Here is a 17,542-nt window from a genome sequence, read left to right on the forward strand (position 1 = left end):
TTTGCCCCTCGATTCGATCACATGTACATTCCAGCTATCTCTTCTCTGTGCTCTACATATTTTTGAGATAATTCACTAAATTCTGAATGAATTCTCTCTTTTTCTTCTTGCATATCTGTTGTATCTATATTCATATCGTAGAATCGATTTAGAGCCTCAATTAGAGTTACTGCGGCTGCAGAATCTGTAGTATCTCTGCTTGCCTTTGCCAATAATGTTAATCCTTGAATTTCTCTTACCAAACATTCGTTTAGTATTCCTCCTGGAATCCCTGTGATGAATCCTTGTGGAATCATACTGATGTCTTTATCTGCCATGGTTCTTACCAAATCTTCTTCTGCAGCACAGTATGCTTTGTCATCATGTTCAGTACTTGCAACTCCATCTAAAATTACAATCTCTTTTGATCCTTTTATTGCTGCCCAATCTAAAATTGATGCAACTAATGAATAAAGTCCTTCCATTTTTAATGTAATTTCACAAATTATTGCACAAACTGTTCCTTCTTTGTTTGCATAGAATCTAAATGGATGACGTAATCTCCCTCTCATAAACACTGTTGATGGTGGAAGATATTTTGATCTCATCACTGCAATTTCTTCCATCTCTAATTTCTCAATTATATGATTAATTGCAACTGGCCCTACAAGACCTGCGCCAACAAACCCTGCAAAAATTACAGGACTTTTCAATTCCATTTCTTTTATCTCAAAGACTTCAGCTTCTGGAAATTCTTTTGACACTGTTTACGTCGATTTGTTCTGTCTAATTACTTTACTGAATAAGTATTTTGTACACTTTTTGTTAGACAGAATTTAGTAATCTTTTTGTAATAATTAGAACTTAAGACCAAAAACAATTAGTTTCTTGGTGACAGTTCCAATTATGGGTACTTTTACAAAAATAGTATTTAGTATATTCTGATGATTTGTATGAATCATTTCTACGTGTCTTTTTTATGCAAATTCTGTTTAGTAGATTTGTACAATTGATGGGAGTCATTCATCAACCGTGTGCCAGACCATAGCGTTTCTGTCAGGTCATTTTTGACCTGGCTTTTTACTTTACTTTGTTCGTAAAACTTGAAATTTTACTAATGATTCATCAGTGCCCGCTAAATATCAAAATCTCAGATTTTTGTACATGGTGGGCACGGGATACCTGTTTGCAGTTGGGATATTTTGCACATTTTTCCTAAATTCTGCCTATGCTCAAACTATGGGGGATCAGACTACTTTGTCAGGAGATCTACAAAACAATCCTGTTGCTCAGGACATTCTCAAAAAAATTGAGCAAAGCAAAAAATGGATTGAAAAAATTGAGCAACGAAATTTTGAAGATTCTAAACGACAATTAGAATTAGAACAAAAACGCACAGAAGTACTACAAAGTTTGGAAGAAGATTTAAGAAAATGGGAGGAACTCTGGGGTTATTACACATTTGACAATATGATTGCAAGGGTATTGGAAAATAGTCCTGCAAAAGACACATCTAGCATTTATGATCATCCTTTAAAATTCACTGCATCAAAGATTGATGCTGGACGAGAAGCGTTACAAAAAGTTATTTTGGCTGGTGGAGGTCCTGAAGAAGCAAGAGATGCATTTGTCAAAGCTGCCAAAATAACAAGAGCTGAAATGGTGTCTGCAAATGCCCTTTATAATGTTCTAAACAATAATGCTTACTACAACCAACAAGTACTTTTTGATTCTGATGGTGGATTCAATTATGAACTCTCTGGAGAAGAATTAAGGAAATATTATCGAGACTTTAGAACAAATCCAGAATATCTAAATGCAAACCCTTTTGATGAAATCTCTTGGGAGGATCTTGGTAGAACAAATTCTAGTACTGAATGTAGACCTGGGCATGTTTTAGTTTACAGAACTCATGCAGACGATTATGTTTGTACAACAGAATACACAGCTGAGATGTGGGTTCGACACAATATGGGAAAAATTGTTGATGGCTCACATGGAGAATCTTATGCTGTGCTAACTGAACAGAAATTAAATAAAGACAGAATTTTGCAAAAAGCAGATAACTTAAACTCGAAAATCAAATCAATGCAAATTCATTATGAAGAACGGATTTCAGAAACTATTGCAAAATATGCCTCTCTTATAGATGATATCGTCTCAGAAAAACAGGCTGAAGAAAAACAAATTCTTGAAAATCTCATTCAGTCTGATGATGCTTCAAAAAAGATAACGAGTCAACAAATTGCCAATATTAGAGAAAAATTTGATGAATTTGAAAAAAACATTCTGGATGAAAAAGATGACGTGTTGAAAATTTTAGAAGATCAACATCTAACCTCAATAGAGGAATTTGTAGATATTCACAATTCTGATGATGACCTTAAGATAGAATGGAATCATGACTATCCTATTTTTTATCCCTCTGCATACTATTTCCCACAAAACTCTGATTCAAATTCTATAATTAAGACTAGTTTTGATGATGATGTCTCTGGTTTTATTGTTGATAATGCAAGTCTAAAAAATGCATTTGGTGAAAAAATACATTCATTGAAACCTGGCCAACTAGTTCAAGTGACTTCGGACATTACAAATCATGATGATATTTCAAAAAAATTTGCTTATCTAGTTGAGATTAGAGATGAGCAAAATCAAATTGTTCAACCATTAAAATGGATTACAGGACAACTTGATTCAGACCAAACTCTTAACTTGGGATTATCTTGGGTCCCAAAAAACACTGGCAATTTTTATGCAGATGTTTTTATTGGAACTAGCTTAGACTTTGTATCTAATACAGAAACCATTTCAATTTCTGTAATTCCTTCAGATCATTCATCCTAATTATTCTTCAGTTATTTTTCTGCATAAAGAGATTCAACATTGTATGTCCCTTGTCTGTAATTGTGTATATCATGTTTGATCCAACTGCCTCTTTTTTAACAAAGTTGTAATCAACACATAGATGAAGATAGTTCAGAAATGACTTTTTCATTCTGATCTTTGATTTTGAATACAATTCTGAAAATGTCATTGGATTTCCTCTTAATTGATACAATAATTTCAACAAAGACAAAGTACTGTAATCCCTGGTTCTTGCTTTTACTGCACCTAGGATTTCTTCATCCCTTTTGATTATGAAATCTTCGAATTGTTCTGCCACTTCTAGTGGTACATATGTTAGTCTTGCTCGCATCATACCGTATGGTACGGTACATTACTTTATTAGTCTTTAACTTGAGCTTTGTTGATCTTTCTAGCTGATTTTTTTACACTTGTATTTGACGACTACCCATCAATTCATCACATATGATCTGAATACGATCTACTATTATCTGTGATAATGGCCTAATATCATAAATAGCCCATTTTTTTGAAAATTATTTGTGAAAAAAATAGAGGCTGTAATTAGGAGAAAGAATTTTCCAACAATTAAATCTCATTTACATATTATTGGTAGTTACATTATAGATAAACGAAATTTAGAAGATAGCAACATCTATGATGAGTCTAAAGGCTCACGTGTAGGTTCTACTGGTCTCAAATCAATCCCTCTTGCAAAAATCGAAATGGTAGTACCTGACAAAGATGCAAGAAAGGTAGTTGAGATGATTTCCAAAAATTCTGGTTTGTCTGCAACTCATGGAGGAAAAATCTTTGTTTCTGAAATGGAAGAAGTTGTAGACATGGAAACAAATGATGCTACACAAGATCTTGAACTTGTTTTAGATGAAAAACCAGAACCAATAACATTACCAAAACGCAGTAGATTTGTCCCATTACAAAAATTCACTTTACATAAACTCCAAGTAATTTATGAAGAAAATAAAGAAACTCTTAGAACTGATTACAGAATAAAATCATTTAGTGATTTTGTAAATCATTGTATCATGAAATACCTTCCAACATTAGAAAAACAACTAAAGAATCCTACAATTGTTTATGAAAACAATTTTGGTGATTTTTAAAAAATATAATCTGAAAACAACCATAATCCAACTAAAGTTAGGCCAACTGCGGCCATTATCACTTTTGCAATGGATATTTTCTTAGATGTTTTCATATGAAGAATAATAATATCGGTGGTATAACAATTATTCCAATGATTACAGCTACCTTTGGGTAATCTTTAGGCTTGATTGGCTGCATTTTTTCTCTTTTGAATAATTTGCTTTTACGAACATTCATCCAAAATCACATTAGATTGTTGATTCGCCCTCTTCACCTGTTGCGATATCTACTGCACGCAATACCTGTGTGACAAAAATCTTACCTACTCTGCCTTTTTCTTTGATGATGTTTACCACTTCATCTTCTTTTGAATCAGGTATGATGGCTTCGATGAAATATTTGTCATTAAATTGAGGCACAAAAATCTCACTTCCTTTTGATGCGTGAATTTCAGGTCCTGGTCTCTTTCCTCTACCTCTTACCTTTGTAACTGTGAGACCGCCTATTCCGATATTCTTTAGTGCTTCACTTATTGACATGACGTCATTTTCGCCAAGAATAGCTTCTATTTTGAGCATTTGATAATTGTAATTTCAACTTGATAAATATAATTTCTGATTTTGTATACCAAATGATTATCATTTGACAATCAAATTAGGATATTGTTATTAATTAAAAACTAATTTTTTTCTATAATGGTACTTGATTCTGGAGATACAGCGTGGATGCTTGTAGCTGGAAGTCTTGTATTACTTATGATCCCTGCATTAGGTCTTTTTGAATCTGGTTTGTTACGAAAGAAAAATGCAGCTTCAATTTTCATGCAGATCTTTTTCGGATTGGCACTTTTGAGTGTGATGTGGTTTGTATTTGGATTTAGTTTATCGTTCAGTCCTTCAGAACATGGTTTAATCGGAGATATGGAATGGGTATTCCTCAAGGGTGTACCTTCTGATGATTCATTACCCTTTGCTCCAACCATTCCTGGTGTACTGTTTGTAAAATTCCAATTGATGTTTGCATGTATTACTCCATTACTTCTTACAGGAACAATTGCTGAGAGAATGAAGTTTAGTTCCTTTATTGTATTCATATCTGCATGGTCTATGTTGATCTACTATCCTCTTGTCCACTGGGTATGGGGTGGAGGTTGGCTATCTGAATTAGGTGTTGTAGACTTTGCTGGTGGTATTGTAATTCACACTAGTGTTGGTATGGCTGCTTTAGCTGCTGCATTGGTACTTGGAAAGAGAAGAAATTACGGTCCTGCCATAATGATTCCTCACAGTATCCCCCTTGCAGTTCTTGGTTCATCTTTGCTATGGCTTGGATGGTTTGGCTTTAACGCAGGTAGTGCACTTGCAGCATCAGGTGGTGTTGCAGGTAACACCGTAATTGTAACTCATATGGCTTCTTCTGTTTCTGCTTTAATTTGGGCAGGACTTTCATGGGTAAGAACAGGAAAACCATCTGTTGTTGCTACCATCAATGGTGCAATTGCAGGTCTTGCTGGAATTACTCCTGCATCAGGATTTGTAAGTGCTGAACATGCATTTGTAATTGGAATTGCAATCGGTGTAATCTCTTATTCTGGTGTAGTACTATTCAAAGAAAAATTACACATTGATGATGCACTTGATGTCAGCTCAGTCCACGGTGTTGCAGGTATTGTGGGTTCTCTTGCAATCGGTATATTTGCAAGTACTATGATTAACCCTGGCGGTGTTGATGGATTACTATTTGGTAATCCTGATCAATTATGGATTCAAGCAGTAGGTGTTGCAGTTGCAGCCGCAATTGGATTTGGTGGAACGTGGATTCTGATGCAGATAATAAAACACTTGATGGGAATACGAGTCAGTGCTGAAGTTGAAGATGTTGGTCTTGACATAAGTGAGCATGCTGAATCTGCGTACTCTGACGAAGAAGAATTCATGTTGGATATGGATACATATACTGATGAGTTACAAGAAAAAGACGAAATCTTTAGAAAGAGAAAATAGGTTTGGTGTATTTTCTTGGGAATTAATTATAATGACATCACAAAAAAAATCCTCGATTTAGATCCTCAAGTAAGATTTGCTGGTGTTGCAAACAATAAGGGTGAACTTGCTGCAGGAGGGCAGAAAGATGATGTTGAGAAACTATTGGTTGGTGATGAAGTAAAAATGTCCATTCATTATGCTTTACAAAAACGAGATTTGTATACAAATTTGGCATACAAAATTGGTAATGAGACTTCTTCCATTACAGAATATGAAAAAGTCACAATGATAACTATCCCAATAAACTCTAGTGAGCTATTCTTAATCAGCACTGAACCCCGTGCAGATTATTTGAAAATCATTGACACTGTTCGCTCTGAACTTGGTTTATCTGGTGATTAATTTAGTACGAAGAATTACAGTCACCATGGATGATAAATTAGTAAAAAAAATCTATCTTCTTCAAGCCAAAGAAATCACAAAATCTCAAAAACACATTAGTTTCTCAAACATCATCAATTTGCAATTGAAACGTGCACTAAAATAGCATTTTAGGCTCATTTTTTACTCCTTTTGCACACCTGATTGTCTTTGATTTTTGGTAGTTTGGAAATTAACTCTATTTATCCGGCAAGTTATGTACCTTGTATCATAACCAATTTGAATTTATATCAAAAATTAGCCAGTTTCATGAGCCGTGAAGTTCATGGTAAATTGAAACACAAGGTCATGACCGCCCTGTTGTAAACCTTGATCAAGTAGTGGTGGCTTGTGTTTTTTTATTTACATAATTAAGTCAGAAATGCAATTCTGGCAATATCTCTTTCATGAAAAAACATTTTTTCTCCAAATTCAATTTCAGACGTAATCTCATTTTTTTCATCACGAATTATTTGTTTAGGGTTTACAATAACTATGTCTTTTTTATCTTCAACATCTAGTCTAAAAAGTCGACCTTTATACTCAGTACCTGCTATGGTTATCACAATTATCCAAGGAGCATTATCATATTCTGTAGCCGTTTTTTCCCATGTGTCAAGACGAAATCGATTAGATCTTCGACGTCTTAAAATCATTCCAACTCCAAATCCAACTGCTAAAGTGATTCCAAATAAAATCAAGAAATTTGTTGGAATAAAGAATTTGTCTCGTAAAATATCTAGACTTGTGATACCCGTAATCAATGTGTAGAAAAATATTATTACCATACTAAGACTAAAACTTGAAATTGTAATTTTGAATTCTGTTTGCTTATTTCCATAATGTCCTAACCATCTAATTATTGTAAATGTGATAAAACCTGGAATCAATAAAATTACAACAATTAATGCATCTGCTAAGGATGGTAATGCCATGCCACTTATTCAGATTTTTCTTTCTTTTTTGGAGATGGTGTTGGAGGTTCAGGTGTTGCACTTGAAACTTTAAAACTTACAGATTCAGATAACTGTGAAAATTTTGTCTCTGTTTTTTCTTTTTTACTAGATGATTCATTTTCTACCATATTCTTAGTTGATACAATTACCATATAAAGACAAGTATTAAACAAGAAATTCAACAACCAATTAAGCATATTTCACGCCTAATTTTGTGAAGTTTTCATTATTTTGCGCAGAAAGTGGGTGAAATGAACTCTATTCTCATTTCAATAATTCTGTGTTAGATTCGAATCATCATAATACTCTTTGAGAAATTCATCTAGTTTGTCAAAGGTTTCTTGATTCAATTTTCCATCATGATATAACTTACTTACAAACATGGCAATTTTTGTAAGAAGTTTACTTTGTTCATCAAGTTTTGTTTGTGTGGATTTTACAATTTCAAGAATTTCACTGATTGCTTCTTTTTGCCAATCTAGATCTTGTTTTTCCAGAATTTTTGAAACTTCGGATATTTTTTTGAGATGTCCCATATAATTAGCCATATTGTTCTAAAACACTCATGAAATAAAAATTAATTATCATAAAAAACGATTTTCTTAAAGTATTAAATCAAAGTCACTATAAATCATCATATGACTGAGATTGATCCTTTGGCAATTGTACAAATAAACGCTACAGTGATAACGGGTCTTTTGATACTTCTTACAATTACTAATTTAGTCAAAAGAATAGAAGGATTCTGGATGCCAAAAGCCGTAAGCGGGGCGGTCATACCATTTGTGATGTCATCAGTTCTTGCATTGTTAGATTACATTACGATTGGTAATGCAGTTGGAGATTTCGCATTGATTTCAATAGGATCTATGATAGTGGGATTTATCGTGTTAGGGTTCATGATAATAAAAATATCCTCAGTGAAATTATGGAAAGATAAATGAAATTAACAAAAACAGTTTAGAGGGAAGCCAGAATATGGAAAAATACTCGTAGTCTTTAAACTAACAAATTTCCTCCCAACTATGTTCATATTGAGCCTAATTGCATGAAGTTTTCAATTATTTTACGCAGAAAGTGGGTAGAAATTAACTCTAATTGCTTGAATTGTAAAATTATAGTAAATGGCTCCCTTTAAACCCCTAAACCTTGAAACTTTCTTGTGGAAGTAGTAATCAGTGCCATTCTTACTGTTGTAGGATTGGTGATGTTATGTTTTGGTGGTAACTGGTTAGTTAGCGGTGGTGTCACTATTGCCCGAAAATTTCGTATAAGTAATCTTGTAATTGGAATGACTATTGTAGCGTATGGTACTTCTACACCAGAACTTGCTGCAAGTATTGCAGCTGCCGGAGACCACAGTGCAATTATTTTGGGAAATATCATTGGAAGTAATATTGCAAACGTTGGTATGGTGATTGGTATTGCAGCAATACTTGTTCCTCTTGCAATTAAAAAATCTGTACTTCGTAAAGAAATTCCAATCATGTTGGGTGTTTCTGTTTTGTTAATTTTGATTTCAATTGACGGTGAATTGTCTCATTATGATGGAATATTACTTCTTGTTGGATTGGGTGTCTTTGGATATTATACTTTCAAAGACGCAATGAAACAAAGACAAGATGATAAAGAAGATGTAAAACAAAACGGAGGTAATGTATATCTAAAATCCATTGGTCTAATTGGACTTGGTATTGGTCTTTTGTATATTGGAGCATTTTTGACAGTTGACAATGCGGTGATTCTTGCCAAAGAGTTTGGTTTATCTGAAAAAATTATTGGTTTAACAGTAATTGCAATTGGAACCTCTCTTCCAGAATTAATTACCTCACTTATTGCAATTAGAAAGGGGCATAGCGATATTGGTGTTGGAAATATCATTGGAAGTAACATCTACAACATTTTGATGATTATGGGAGTAGGTGCTGCACTTGGTGGTGTAATGATTTCTGCTGATGTTTATGTTGATTATGCAATTATGATTTTATTCAGTCTCTCATTGCTAATTGGCCTCAAAACAGGCGTGATTAACAGGGTAATGGGTGTCTGTCTTGCAATTGGATATGTTGCATACCTGGTATTGACATTTTTCAAATAATTTGTAACTATTCGCTTTAGATGGACGTAACTTTGATCTTTTCTGCCTTGATTGATGGTGTTATTGATGGAATTGATGCCCATTGTATCACGTTTTGTTGATTGTTTCCAATCTCTGAGATATTTTTTAACATAGTTGGAAGATTGTGAATAATTCTAACTGATTTTCCAGGACTTAAGATTTCTCCATTTTCTATAATTCTAACCCCACTTCTTGCAGTGCATGAAAAATCTCCTTTAATTGGATTCACTGCGTACGTGTACCATAATCTTCCAATTAATATTCCGTGTTTTGTGTCTTTGATCATGTCTTCTTGAGATGATTTACCTGAATCAACTTTTAGATTGTGTGGTGATGAAATTGTAATTGGCTCTGAACTTCTTCCCATAGGAGATCCAACTCTAGAAGCATTCCCTGTTGATTTTTTATTTTCTTTGTAACTATCAAAAAGATTCGAATATGTATTTTTAAAAACACCCTTTTCAATTAAGTTGTTTTTATGTGTAATTACCCCTTCATCATCTACTGATTTTGTTCCGACACCTTCTGGGATATGTGGATCATCTGTTAAATTGAAATTATTAACTGCTATTTCATCTTCAAAGCTGTTTGAAAAACAACTCTTCTTTTCTGAAAATATTTTAAAATTAAAATTTGATGAAACAACAAATGCTAATAATTCCCCTACAGAGTATGGCTCAAAAATTATTGAATAAGTGCCCGAATCAATTTTTTTAGGATTTATTGACTCTATACACATCTTTTTTGCATCTTTTCCAATTTCTTCTGCTGCAAAATTTGACAGAGTTCTGCCACTAGCATGCCCTATTCCTGAAACTGGCAAAATCCCTTGCTCTGATTCTGCATTAATGATTCCTGAAATGTATGTTGATTTGTCCTCAAAACACAATCCATTAGAATTTTCAATTTCAAAAAACTCTGAAACTATATTTAATGAGCCTGTAATCGTATTGATTTTATCAGAATTTGCTGAATTTATCATAGATTGTGCGATATCCATCATTTCTGATCCTGAAATTTCCTTTAACCTTTCGTCAAATGTGCTCTCTAGATTTCTACTTGAAACGGATGTGGGCAATCCTTCCCAAAATTCTCTTGGTTTTAGATTTGGAATTGTTGAGTGTGCTGAATCTATTGAATTCTCAATATTTTCTTTTTTTGTTGTTTGAATTGACGCAATTTTTTTCTCATGAATTATTCTAACTCCAAAACTCTCATCAAAATTTTGTTTAATTTCTGCAATTTCTGAATCTGTAATTCTTATTGTTGTGATATTTTTTTTAACTGAAACTATTTCACATTCATCAATTTGTTTTTTCTTTGAATGCTGTAATGCCTTTTCTAAGGCAGACAATTATTTTCTCCTTGGATTTTCATAATTGAATTTATTTATTTTAATTAATTCTACGTATGACCCAAACTGTGATGTGTTTGTAACTTTATCTAATTTGTCTTCTGGCTCAACATCACCTTCAAATTTTTTCAATATTTGGTATTTTGTGTTTCTCTCTGCGGGTATTCTTTTGATTTCTCTTATCATTCTTCTAATCTCTTTTGGTTTTAATAATTGTCCATGTTCTGAGCCTGCAGACGTTGAAATACTTTCATTGATTAATGTTCCACCAAAATCATTAGCTCCCCACATCAATAACAACTGTGACATTTTTTGTCCTTCTTTAACCCATGACATTTGTATATTGTTAATATGATTATTCAACATTATTCTTGCAATTGCATGTGTAAGTAAAACGTCATTTCCACTTCCACCTTGTTTAATTCCTTCATGTAGTTGATGTTTGTACATTGGCGCTTCTGTGTGAATGAAATTGAGCGGAACAAATTCCGTGAATCCTCCAGTTTCTTTTTGGATATTTCTTAATTTCTCAATATGTTTTACTCTATCTTCATGTGATTCTAAATGTCCAAACATCATAGTTGATGTAGTGTTTATTCCCATTTTGTGGGCATTTTTGATGACTGTTTCCCAGTCTTTCACGCTTATTCTGCCTGGTGAAATTTTATCTCTGAGTTCTTGATCTAGAATTTCTGCAGACGTTCCTGGTAGGGTATCTACTCCTGCTTCTTTCATTCTCTTTAGAAATTCTTCAATGTCTACTCCTGAACGTGTAGCTCCGTACAGAATTTCTTCAGGTGAAAAACCATGAATGTGAATATCTGGAACTTCTTTTTTTATTTCTCTACAGATATTCTCATACACGTCTCCTTCCATATCTGGGGGAAGACCTGCTTGAACGCAAACTTCTGTTGCCCCTAATTGATGTGCTTCTTTTGCTCTACGAACAATTTCTTCAGTTGGAAGAAAATACCCTTCCTCTTCTCTGAAATCTCTACTAAATGCACAAAATCCACATTGTTTTATGCAGACGTTTGTAAAATTGATGTTTCTGTTTACTACATATGATACAATGTCTCCTACTCTCCTTCTCCTTAGTTCATCTGCCACTAGTCCTACTAGATGAAAATCAATACCTGATGTGTCATAAAGCTCTAATCCTTCTTTTGAAGTGATTTCTTTTTCTGACAACGCTTTGTTTAGAATATCTGAAACAATTGGGTCTGCATTTTTGAAAAGTGCATCTATATTTGTCGTCATCTCCAATACTCCTCTTTGACTAATCTTTCCTCATTTTGAATCTCTTTCATCTTTTCTTGTAGTTCTTTACTAATAAAAGAAAAGAATTCTGGATATATTGGAAATCTGCATTTCAAATCAAACCCTGCATTTTTTGAATTTTCGTTAACTTTACTTATTTCTGGCCAAGAAAATTCAGGATTTACAAAATCCGGAGTCAATGGTGAAATTCCCCCCCAATCATTAATTCCTACTGACAAAAAACTCTGATATGATCTTGGAGATAGATTTGGAGGAATCTGTATGTTCATTTCTGGCATGATTATTCTAGATAATGCAACAATTGTTTTGAAATATTTTTCATCAGCAGATGGTTCATCTCTCATTCTAGTGTCTTGTTTTGGTTGGAAATTTTGCAAAATTATTTCTTGAATATTCCTGTATTTCTGGTTTAATTCTTTGATTGCTAACAATGAATCAATAATTTCTTCTATTGTCTCTCCAATCCCTACAAGTATTCCTGTAGTCATCGGAATGTGTAATTTTCCAGAATTCTCTAAAATCTCTAATCTTGACTTTGGTCTTTTACTTGATGCCAAATGATGAGGCATTCCTTTTTCTGTTAATCTGTCACTAATGTTTTCAAGCATCAATCCCATCGAAACATTTGTTTTCTTTAGTTCCTTCATCTCTTCAAAATTTAAATTCCCTGCATTAGTATGTGGGAAAAGCCCTTTTTCTAACGCTATTTCTGATACATGAATCAGATATTCAGATGTCGATGTAAACCCATTTTCTTTTAACCAATCTCTTGCTTCTTGATATCTCTGTTCAGGTTGTTCCCCTGTTACAAATAATGCCTCAACACATCTGTATTTTTTTGCAAGTTCTAATAATTCTGTAATTTGTTGCTTTGACATTAATGATAGTTTTTCTTCTCCTGGTTCTGCTTTGTATGTACAATACGAACAACTATCTTTGCAGAGATTAACAATATTAAAAAATGCTTTTTTTGAAAACGTTACTGTGTTTCCTTTGTATTTTTTTCTTAAAATCTGTGCTGCTGAAAAAAGTTCATTTGGGTTTTTTATTGCATTGTGATAAATTTCTAAAATACTGTGTCGTGAAATTTCTTTGTTGTCTAAAACATTGTTTAGACTCTCAGAATTTAATACGAGTTTACTCAACAAAATGATTCTTGACTATGAGTATTTATGCTTGTATAGAACTAATTTCCATTTGGTCTTTCTTGAAGAATGATTGAGACATTTGTAGTTCTACCGTCCCTTAAAACCTCCAAAATCATCTCATCTCCAACTGATTTTGCTCTTTGAAGATGAATCAAAATATCATCAATTTTTCTTACCTCAATTCCATCTACTGCCAAAATAATATCCCCTCCCATTGGATAGTTTACGCCATCTACATCTATTGTTTTATCTGATCCAATTAACCCTGCTTTTGATGCTGGACTATCTTCTACTACTGTAACAACCAAAAAACCAACTGCATCTGGGAGTTCTAACACTTTGGCCAAATCCGGATCAATATCTCTTCCAGAAATTCCTATCCATGGATGTTTGTATTCTCCATCTTCAATTAATGTTGGAATTATTTTTGCAACTGTTTGTGATGGTACTGCAAATCCTACGCCTGTAAACTCACCTGTTGCTGATTGAATTGCTGTATTGATTCCAACTATTTCTCCTCTCATATTCAATAGCGGTCCCCCAGAATTTCCTGGATTGATAGCTGCATCTGTTTGAATAACATCTGGAATTGAAAATCCTGAACCTGAAGGAAGTAATCGTCCTAATTGACTAACTATTCCTGATGTCATAGAGCCTGATAATCCAAATGGGTTTCCTATTGCAGCTATCGGTTCCCCTACTTTGAGATTTGAAGAATCTCCAATTGATAATGGGTGTAATAATGCTAAATCTGCATTTACTTTGATTACTGCAAGATCTGTAAATTCATCTGTTCCAATAACTTCTGCATTATATGATCTGCCATCAAGAAATGTTATAATGACTTTTTTTGAATTATCCACAACATGTTCATTTGTAATAACGTGGCCTTGTTTGTCAAACACAAAACCTGAACCAACCCCTCCTGTCTCTGAAGCTTCTTCTCTTTGAACATTAACTCTGACAACACCTGGTTCTGATTTTTCAAATATCTCAATTAATGATAGATTTTTTGAATAAAGTGGAGTAGTTTTTGCTATTGGTCTTTGACCATCTCCTACCTGAACCTCTAGTTCTGGTTCTATCGGTTTTATTGATTCTGCATTAGTTGTTCCTGGAGGCGAAATGAAGAATACTGTGAAAATTACCATTACACTTATTGCACCTATGGCTCCCCCTACTACAATTCCAGATTTATCCATGATTTGGTAATTTTCTATTTTCTATGTAAAAGGATTGCTATACGCTAATCGAACTTTGAGAATGATCTTTCATAGAATAACTTCTTCCTCTCCATGTAACTGATGATGTTTTCTTTGCTTGGAGTAATCCACTCAAAAATCCTAAAACTACTACAAGACTTCCAAGTGGTGCAAATAACGCATGAACAAGTTTTAACTCTAATCCAATTTTGGCTTCAATTATGGCTCCAATGTAAATTAACAACGATGCTGCAAATGCAGTTATGCAAAGAATTTTTGAAGATATTGTTTCAACTGGAAATAAAATTGATGTGGCAAAAATCGGAAATGGTATGAAAAGTAAAAACAACACTGCAAAGAAAATTCCTATTGCAATTTTTCCACTTTGAAGATATAATGGAATCATTAGTCTTTTTAGTGCATTCCAAAGTGTGACTTTGTCTCTTGCCCAAACTGCTTCGATAAGATGCTCTCCTCTTACCATTTTCATTTTATGGCCTGATTCTTTTACTTTTTTTCCAAGTGCCCCGTCTTCGATAATTTCATGTTTTACTCCTTCATGCATTCCAACTTGTTCGTATGTTTTTTTCTTTAAAATGAAAAAACTACCGAAAAAATACCCTGTCTTTTTTGAAGGATTGTTAACGTTTAGTGCAGAAAATCGTGTGTGCAAAAATGTAGAAATCATTGGAAGTGTAATCTTTGTCCAAAAATCAAATGTTAGCATTTTTGGGATGGTTGATAATGCATCTAGTTCAAATGATGTGAGATGTGATACTGCAAGTGATATTACATTTTTTTTATGTGTTGTATCTGCATCTGTAAATAACAATAATTCTCCTGTTGCTTGTTTGTATCCTTCCATACATGCCCAGTTTTTACCCATCCAACCCTCTGGTTTTGATCTTGCAGAAACATGAATTATTTTAGAATTTTTTTTGGCATATTCTGAAATTATTTTCCCAGTGGAATCTTCTGATGAATCATCAATTACAATGATTTCATAATTCTCATAATCTTGATCAATTAATGAATCTAAACATTTTCCTAGAAACTCTTCTTCATTTCTTGCTGGAAGAATTATTGATACTTTGGGTGATGTTTTTGAAGTATTTTCAAATCTGTCTAGATACGGTGTTAATCTGAATGAGTCTATCATTGTTTTTATGAGAAATATCCAAGCCCCACATATGCCAATTAGTATTGCAGATAATGAATAATTAAAAACATCAAATGCTATATCCATAAACTATCGCTCGATTTCTTCTTTAATGCTGTTCATGGCTTGTTCTGTACCACTTTTGATGTGCTTTTTTATCATTCCAGTAAACATTCCCATCATTCCTGTTAATTTGATATCCCATATTGTTTGAAGAGTAGTTGTTTCTCCTTCTGGAATTAAAGATACGATTTTTTCACCATTAATGATCCCTTTAGTGAATTTTGCATGAATTCTTTCTTCTGGTTCTAGTGTAACTTCTTGTATACATTTTTGATCTCGAAATGCTATTGTTATTTCTCTATTGATTACATTGTCGTTTTTTGAAATATTTTTCACTTCCTTTGTTCCTTTCCAAAATTTTGGTTCATTATCAATGTCTGAAACGACTTCCCAAACTTTCTCTGCTGGGGCATTAATCTGTACTTTGACTTCAATTGTAGCCATGACTTGCTGTTACTTGTTCCGCATTAAATATATTAGATTCCAGTTCTATTGCAAATAGACTGTGATGGGCAACATGCCTAAAATCCAGAACAGTAACTCCAGTTCTAATGGCATTTGCCATTCTTCCGTCACAGTCAATTAATCTTTGAAAGAAAATGAAACCCTCGAAATACATGCCAAAAATAGGAACCTTTGATGGTGCAGGCTTTTGGAAAAATGCATATGCTCATCAACGTGGAAAATTATTAAAAAAAGTTAATGTTCCTGAGGATCAAATAATTGATCTGGTCAACAAAAAGTACATGGAACTTCCTGCTCCACTACGATATGAAATTGAAACTAGTGGGATTGATAAAAAAGATTTACAGTAATTCGAAATTCATTTAACAGGTAAAATTAGCATCATTTCATGTCAAATATTTCATATGATGATTTTGCAAAACTCGATATCAGAGTTGCAAAAATTATTGCAACAGAATCTATTGAAGGGAAATCTCGAATCATCAAAGGTAAAATTGATTTAGGAAATGATGATCAACGTGATGTCATTATTGGTGGTGCACAATATTTCCAACCTGAAGATATTGTTGGAAAAACTGTGATTGTTCTTGCAAATTTAGAACCTAAAAAAATGGCAGGGGTAGAATCTAATGCAATGCTTTTAGCTGCAGATGTTGATGATAAACCATTTTGGTTAACTGTGGAAGAAGATGTTCCACTTGGAAGTCCTATTAAATAACTTTAGAAAGGAACCAATCATTTTTTGATTTAGTTTTTATAGTTTTTTTTGGATTATACCTTCTTGAATTGTATGCTTGATACTGTGAAATTTGTATGCAAATTTGATTGTCTTTATAACTAAATATTTAGAAAATTAATGAAAATATGTTTGATTTATGACTAGTCATAAATCATTAGATCTTTTTCTTCTAGTAATGCATGTAAGTTATTTACAGATCTGTAAACATCTGGTTCTTTCTTTGCTCCTGTACAGACAAGTTTTCCTGATGAAAATAACAAAATGACTGTTTTAGGATCTAGCATTCTATGAATAAGTCCTGGAAATTGTTCTGGTTCGTACATACTTCTTGGCAATGTTCTTGCAGCTTGCTCTAAGTGAATTTTTCCACCAAGATTAATTGATGCAACAATATTTTGAATTTCGACAACTGCATCTTTCTTAACTTTAATTCCTCCTTTTCGAAGTTTTTGAACAACTGTCTTTACTGCTTTTCTTGCCATCTCTTCTGATTTAGAACCAGTACAGACCATTTTACCTGAAGTGAAAATCAATGTTGCAGTTTTTGGACTCTTTAATCTGAAAACTAATCCTGGAAATTGATCAGGATGATATTCTACATCTGGAAATGTTCTTGTAATTTCATTCAAGTCCATCTTTTGGTCTACAGATGCTGAAGCTACTACATTTTCCACACTTACAATAGGTTTGGTTTGTGGCATATTCGATTTTTTTGTAT

The 17,542-nt window shown here is 33.3% G+C and carries 21 protein-coding genes; 8 read left to right on the forward strand and 13 right to left on the reverse strand.

All coding sequences use genetic code 11. The features are described 5' to 3' along the window. Nucleotides 1-17 precede the first annotated feature (17 nt). Nucleotides 18-743 carry a proteasome assembly chaperone family protein gene (locus ACQY2P_RS01555; protein WP_428326666.1) on the reverse strand — a complete coding sequence of 242 codons (726 nt, stop codon included), beginning with the start codon at nucleotides 741-743 and terminating at the stop codon, nucleotides 18-20. A 400-nt stretch (nucleotides 744-1,143) separates the two neighbouring features. On the opposite strand from ACQY2P_RS01555, the gene ACQY2P_RS01560 reads away from it, so the two are divergent. Further along, nucleotides 1,144-2,826, forward strand: coding sequence for a hypothetical protein (locus ACQY2P_RS01560; protein ID WP_428326667.1), 1,683 nt, complete (start codon nucleotides 1,144-1,146; stop codon nucleotides 2,824-2,826). Between the two features lie 7 nt (nucleotides 2,827-2,833). On the opposite strand, the gene ACQY2P_RS01565 is transcribed toward ACQY2P_RS01560, so the two are convergent. After that, nucleotides 2,834-3,181 (reverse strand): hypothetical protein, encoded by a 348-nt coding sequence (locus tag ACQY2P_RS01565; protein WP_048069940.1) that lies wholly within the window; start codon nucleotides 3,179-3,181, stop codon nucleotides 2,834-2,836. A 187-nt stretch (nucleotides 3,182-3,368) separates the two neighbouring features. Between ACQY2P_RS01565 and ACQY2P_RS01570 the strand changes: the two genes are divergently transcribed. Then, a complete protein-coding gene (locus tag ACQY2P_RS01570) occupies nucleotides 3,369-3,950 on the forward strand; it encodes a P-II family nitrogen regulator (RefSeq protein WP_428326668.1) in 582 nt (193 codons plus the stop codon). A 231-nt stretch (nucleotides 3,951-4,181) separates the two neighbouring features. Here the strand turns inward: ACQY2P_RS01570 and ACQY2P_RS01575 are convergent, their stop codons facing one another. Further along, nucleotides 4,182-4,511 (reverse strand): P-II family nitrogen regulator, encoded by a 330-nt coding sequence (locus tag ACQY2P_RS01575; protein ID WP_428326669.1) that lies wholly within the window; start codon nucleotides 4,509-4,511, stop codon nucleotides 4,182-4,184. Between the two features lie 117 nt (nucleotides 4,512-4,628). Here ACQY2P_RS01575 and ACQY2P_RS01580 point away from each other — a divergent pair, with 117 nt between their 5' ends. Together ACQY2P_RS01580 and ACQY2P_RS01585 are read left to right on the forward strand one after the other, a co-directional pair. Further along, entirely contained in the window at nucleotides 4,629-5,936 is a 1,308-nt protein-coding gene (locus tag ACQY2P_RS01580) for an ammonium transporter (RefSeq protein ID WP_428326670.1), read from the forward strand. A gap of 15 nt (nucleotides 5,937-5,951) precedes the next feature. Beyond that, nucleotides 5,952-6,320 carry a DUF6659 family protein gene (locus ACQY2P_RS01585; RefSeq protein ID WP_428326671.1) on the forward strand — a complete coding sequence of 123 codons (369 nt, stop codon included), beginning with the start codon at nucleotides 5,952-5,954 and terminating at the stop codon, nucleotides 6,318-6,320. Between the two features lie 389 nt (nucleotides 6,321-6,709). Here ACQY2P_RS01585 and ACQY2P_RS01590 read toward each other — a convergent pair whose 3' ends face one another. From ACQY2P_RS01590 to ACQY2P_RS01600, 3 genes are all read right to left on the reverse strand, one after another. Continuing rightward, nucleotides 6,710-7,273, reverse strand: coding sequence for a DUF6338 family protein (locus ACQY2P_RS01590; RefSeq protein WP_428326672.1), 564 nt, complete (start codon nucleotides 7,271-7,273; stop codon nucleotides 6,710-6,712). A gap of 5 nt (nucleotides 7,274-7,278) precedes the next feature. Further along, nucleotides 7,279-7,422, reverse strand: coding sequence for a hypothetical protein (locus ACQY2P_RS01595; protein WP_428326673.1), 144 nt, complete (start codon nucleotides 7,420-7,422; stop codon nucleotides 7,279-7,281). Nucleotides 7,423-7,563: 141 nt separating this feature from the next. Then, nucleotides 7,564-7,842 (reverse strand): hypothetical protein, encoded by a 279-nt coding sequence (locus ACQY2P_RS01600; protein ID WP_428326674.1) that lies wholly within the window; start codon nucleotides 7,840-7,842, stop codon nucleotides 7,564-7,566. A gap of 90 nt (nucleotides 7,843-7,932) precedes the next feature. Here ACQY2P_RS01600 and ACQY2P_RS01605 point away from each other — a divergent pair, with 90 nt between their 5' ends. Together ACQY2P_RS01605 and ACQY2P_RS01610 are read left to right on the forward strand one after the other, a co-directional pair. Further along, nucleotides 7,933-8,238: a hypothetical protein gene (locus ACQY2P_RS01605; protein ID WP_428326675.1), complete on the forward strand. Its 306-nt coding sequence runs from the start codon at nucleotides 7,933-7,935 to the stop codon at nucleotides 8,236-8,238. A gap of 218 nt (nucleotides 8,239-8,456) precedes the next feature. Continuing rightward, nucleotides 8,457-9,392 carry a calcium/sodium antiporter gene (locus ACQY2P_RS01610; RefSeq protein WP_428326676.1) on the forward strand — a complete coding sequence of 312 codons (936 nt, stop codon included), beginning with the start codon at nucleotides 8,457-8,459 and terminating at the stop codon, nucleotides 9,390-9,392. Nucleotides 9,393-9,408: 16 nt separating this feature from the next. On the opposite strand, the gene ACQY2P_RS01615 is transcribed toward ACQY2P_RS01610, so the two are convergent. Genes ACQY2P_RS01615 through ACQY2P_RS01640 form a run of 6 tightly spaced genes read right to left on the reverse strand, consistent with a single transcriptional unit; the run spans nucleotide 9,409 to nucleotide 16,064 of the window. Next, entirely contained in the window at nucleotides 9,409-10,767 is a 1,359-nt protein-coding gene (locus tag ACQY2P_RS01615; RefSeq protein ID WP_428326677.1) for a TldD/PmbA family protein, read from the reverse strand. Beyond that, on the reverse strand, nucleotides 10,768-12,027 hold the full coding sequence (gene cofH / locus ACQY2P_RS01620; protein WP_428326678.1) for a 5-amino-6-(D-ribitylamino)uracil--L-tyrosine 4-hydroxyphenyl transferase CofH: 1,260 nt from the start codon (nucleotides 12,025-12,027) through the stop codon (nucleotides 10,768-10,770). Next, nucleotides 12,024-13,193 (reverse strand): 7,8-didemethyl-8-hydroxy-5-deazariboflavin synthase subunit CofG, encoded by a 1,170-nt coding sequence (gene cofG / locus ACQY2P_RS01625; protein ID WP_428326679.1) that lies wholly within the window; start codon nucleotides 13,191-13,193, stop codon nucleotides 12,024-12,026. The genes cofH and cofG overlap by 4 nt, the downstream gene beginning before the upstream one ends. 41 nt (nucleotides 13,194-13,234) lie before the next feature. Continuing rightward, on the reverse strand, nucleotides 13,235-14,398 hold the full coding sequence (locus tag ACQY2P_RS01630) for a S1C family serine protease (RefSeq protein ID WP_428326680.1): 1,164 nt from the start codon (nucleotides 14,396-14,398) through the stop codon (nucleotides 13,235-13,237). Nucleotides 14,399-14,435: 37 nt separating this feature from the next. Further along, nucleotides 14,436-15,644, reverse strand: coding sequence for a glycosyltransferase (locus ACQY2P_RS01635; RefSeq protein ID WP_428326681.1), 1,209 nt, complete (start codon nucleotides 15,642-15,644; stop codon nucleotides 14,436-14,438). A gap of 3 nt (nucleotides 15,645-15,647) precedes the next feature. Then, the gene (locus ACQY2P_RS01640; RefSeq protein WP_428326682.1) at nucleotides 15,648-16,064 is read right to left on the reverse strand and encodes a type II toxin-antitoxin system RatA family toxin; all 417 of its coding nucleotides are present in this window, start codon (nucleotides 16,062-16,064) and stop codon (nucleotides 15,648-15,650) included. A 173-nt stretch (nucleotides 16,065-16,237) separates the two neighbouring features. Here ACQY2P_RS01640 and ACQY2P_RS01645 point away from each other — a divergent pair, with 173 nt between their 5' ends. Together ACQY2P_RS01645 and ACQY2P_RS01650 are read left to right on the forward strand one after the other, a co-directional pair. Then, complete coding sequence (locus tag ACQY2P_RS01645; RefSeq protein ID WP_428326683.1) at nucleotides 16,238-16,435, forward strand: hypothetical protein; 198 nt, start codon at nucleotides 16,238-16,240, stop codon at nucleotides 16,433-16,435. Nucleotides 16,436-16,473: 38 nt separating this feature from the next. Beyond that, a complete protein-coding gene (locus tag ACQY2P_RS01650; protein WP_428326684.1) occupies nucleotides 16,474-16,803 on the forward strand; it encodes a tRNA-binding protein in 330 nt (109 codons plus the stop codon). Between the two features lie 161 nt (nucleotides 16,804-16,964). Here ACQY2P_RS01650 and ACQY2P_RS01655 read toward each other — a convergent pair whose 3' ends face one another. After that, the gene (locus tag ACQY2P_RS01655) at nucleotides 16,965-17,525 is read right to left on the reverse strand and encodes a TATA-box-binding protein (RefSeq protein WP_012214981.1); all 561 of its coding nucleotides are present in this window, start codon (nucleotides 17,523-17,525) and stop codon (nucleotides 16,965-16,967) included. Between the last annotated feature and the right edge of the window lie 17 nt (nucleotides 17,526-17,542).

The sequence above is a fragment of the Candidatus Nitrosopumilus sp. genome (assembly GCF_965262695.1).
Lineage (GTDB): Archaea > Thermoproteota > Nitrososphaeria > Nitrososphaerales > Nitrosopumilaceae > Nitrosopumilus.

Bases quoted from the DNA above. Each gene is read 5' to 3' on its own strand.
- ACQY2P_RS01560 (WP_428326667.1), top strand. From the start codon at position 1,144: ATGGTGGGCACGGGATACCTGTTTGCAGTTGGGATATTTTGCACATTT.
- ACQY2P_RS01565 (WP_048069940.1), bottom strand. From the start codon at position 3,181: ATGATGCGAGCAAGACTAACATATGTACCACTAGAAGTGGCAGAACAA.
- ACQY2P_RS01575 (WP_428326669.1), bottom strand. From the start codon at position 4,511: ATGCTCAAAATAGAAGCTATTCTTGGCGAAAATGACGTCATGTCAATA.
- ACQY2P_RS01580 (WP_428326670.1), top strand. From the start codon at position 4,629: ATGGTACTTGATTCTGGAGATACAGCGTGGATGCTTGTAGCTGGAAGT.
- ACQY2P_RS01590 (WP_428326672.1), bottom strand. From the start codon at position 7,273: ATGGCATTACCATCCTTAGCAGATGCATTAATTGTTGTAATTTTATTG.
- ACQY2P_RS01595 (WP_428326673.1), bottom strand. From the start codon at position 7,422: ATGGTAGAAAATGAATCATCTAGTAAAAAAGAAAAAACAGAGACAAAA.
- ACQY2P_RS01600 (WP_428326674.1), bottom strand. From the start codon at position 7,842: ATGGCTAATTATATGGGACATCTCAAAAAAATATCCGAAGTTTCAAAA.
- ACQY2P_RS01605 (WP_428326675.1), top strand. From the start codon at position 7,933: ATGACTGAGATTGATCCTTTGGCAATTGTACAAATAAACGCTACAGTG.
- cofH (WP_428326678.1), bottom strand. From the start codon at position 12,027: ATGACGACAAATATAGATGCACTTTTCAAAAATGCAGACCCAATTGTT.
- ACQY2P_RS01630 (WP_428326680.1), bottom strand. From the start codon at position 14,398: ATGGATAAATCTGGAATTGTAGTAGGGGGAGCCATAGGTGCAATAAGT.
- ACQY2P_RS01635 (WP_428326681.1), bottom strand. From the start codon at position 15,644: ATGGATATAGCATTTGATGTTTTTAATTATTCATTATCTGCAATACTA.
- ACQY2P_RS01640 (WP_428326682.1), bottom strand. From the start codon at position 16,064: ATGGCTACAATTGAAGTCAAAGTACAGATTAATGCCCCAGCAGAGAAA.
- ACQY2P_RS01645 (WP_428326683.1), top strand. From the start codon at position 16,238: ATGCCAAAAATAGGAACCTTTGATGGTGCAGGCTTTTGGAAAAATGCA.
- ACQY2P_RS01650 (WP_428326684.1), top strand. From the start codon at position 16,474: ATGTCAAATATTTCATATGATGATTTTGCAAAACTCGATATCAGAGTT.
- ACQY2P_RS01655 (WP_012214981.1), bottom strand. From the start codon at position 17,525: ATGCCACAAACCAAACCTATTGTAAGTGTGGAAAATGTAGTAGCTTCA.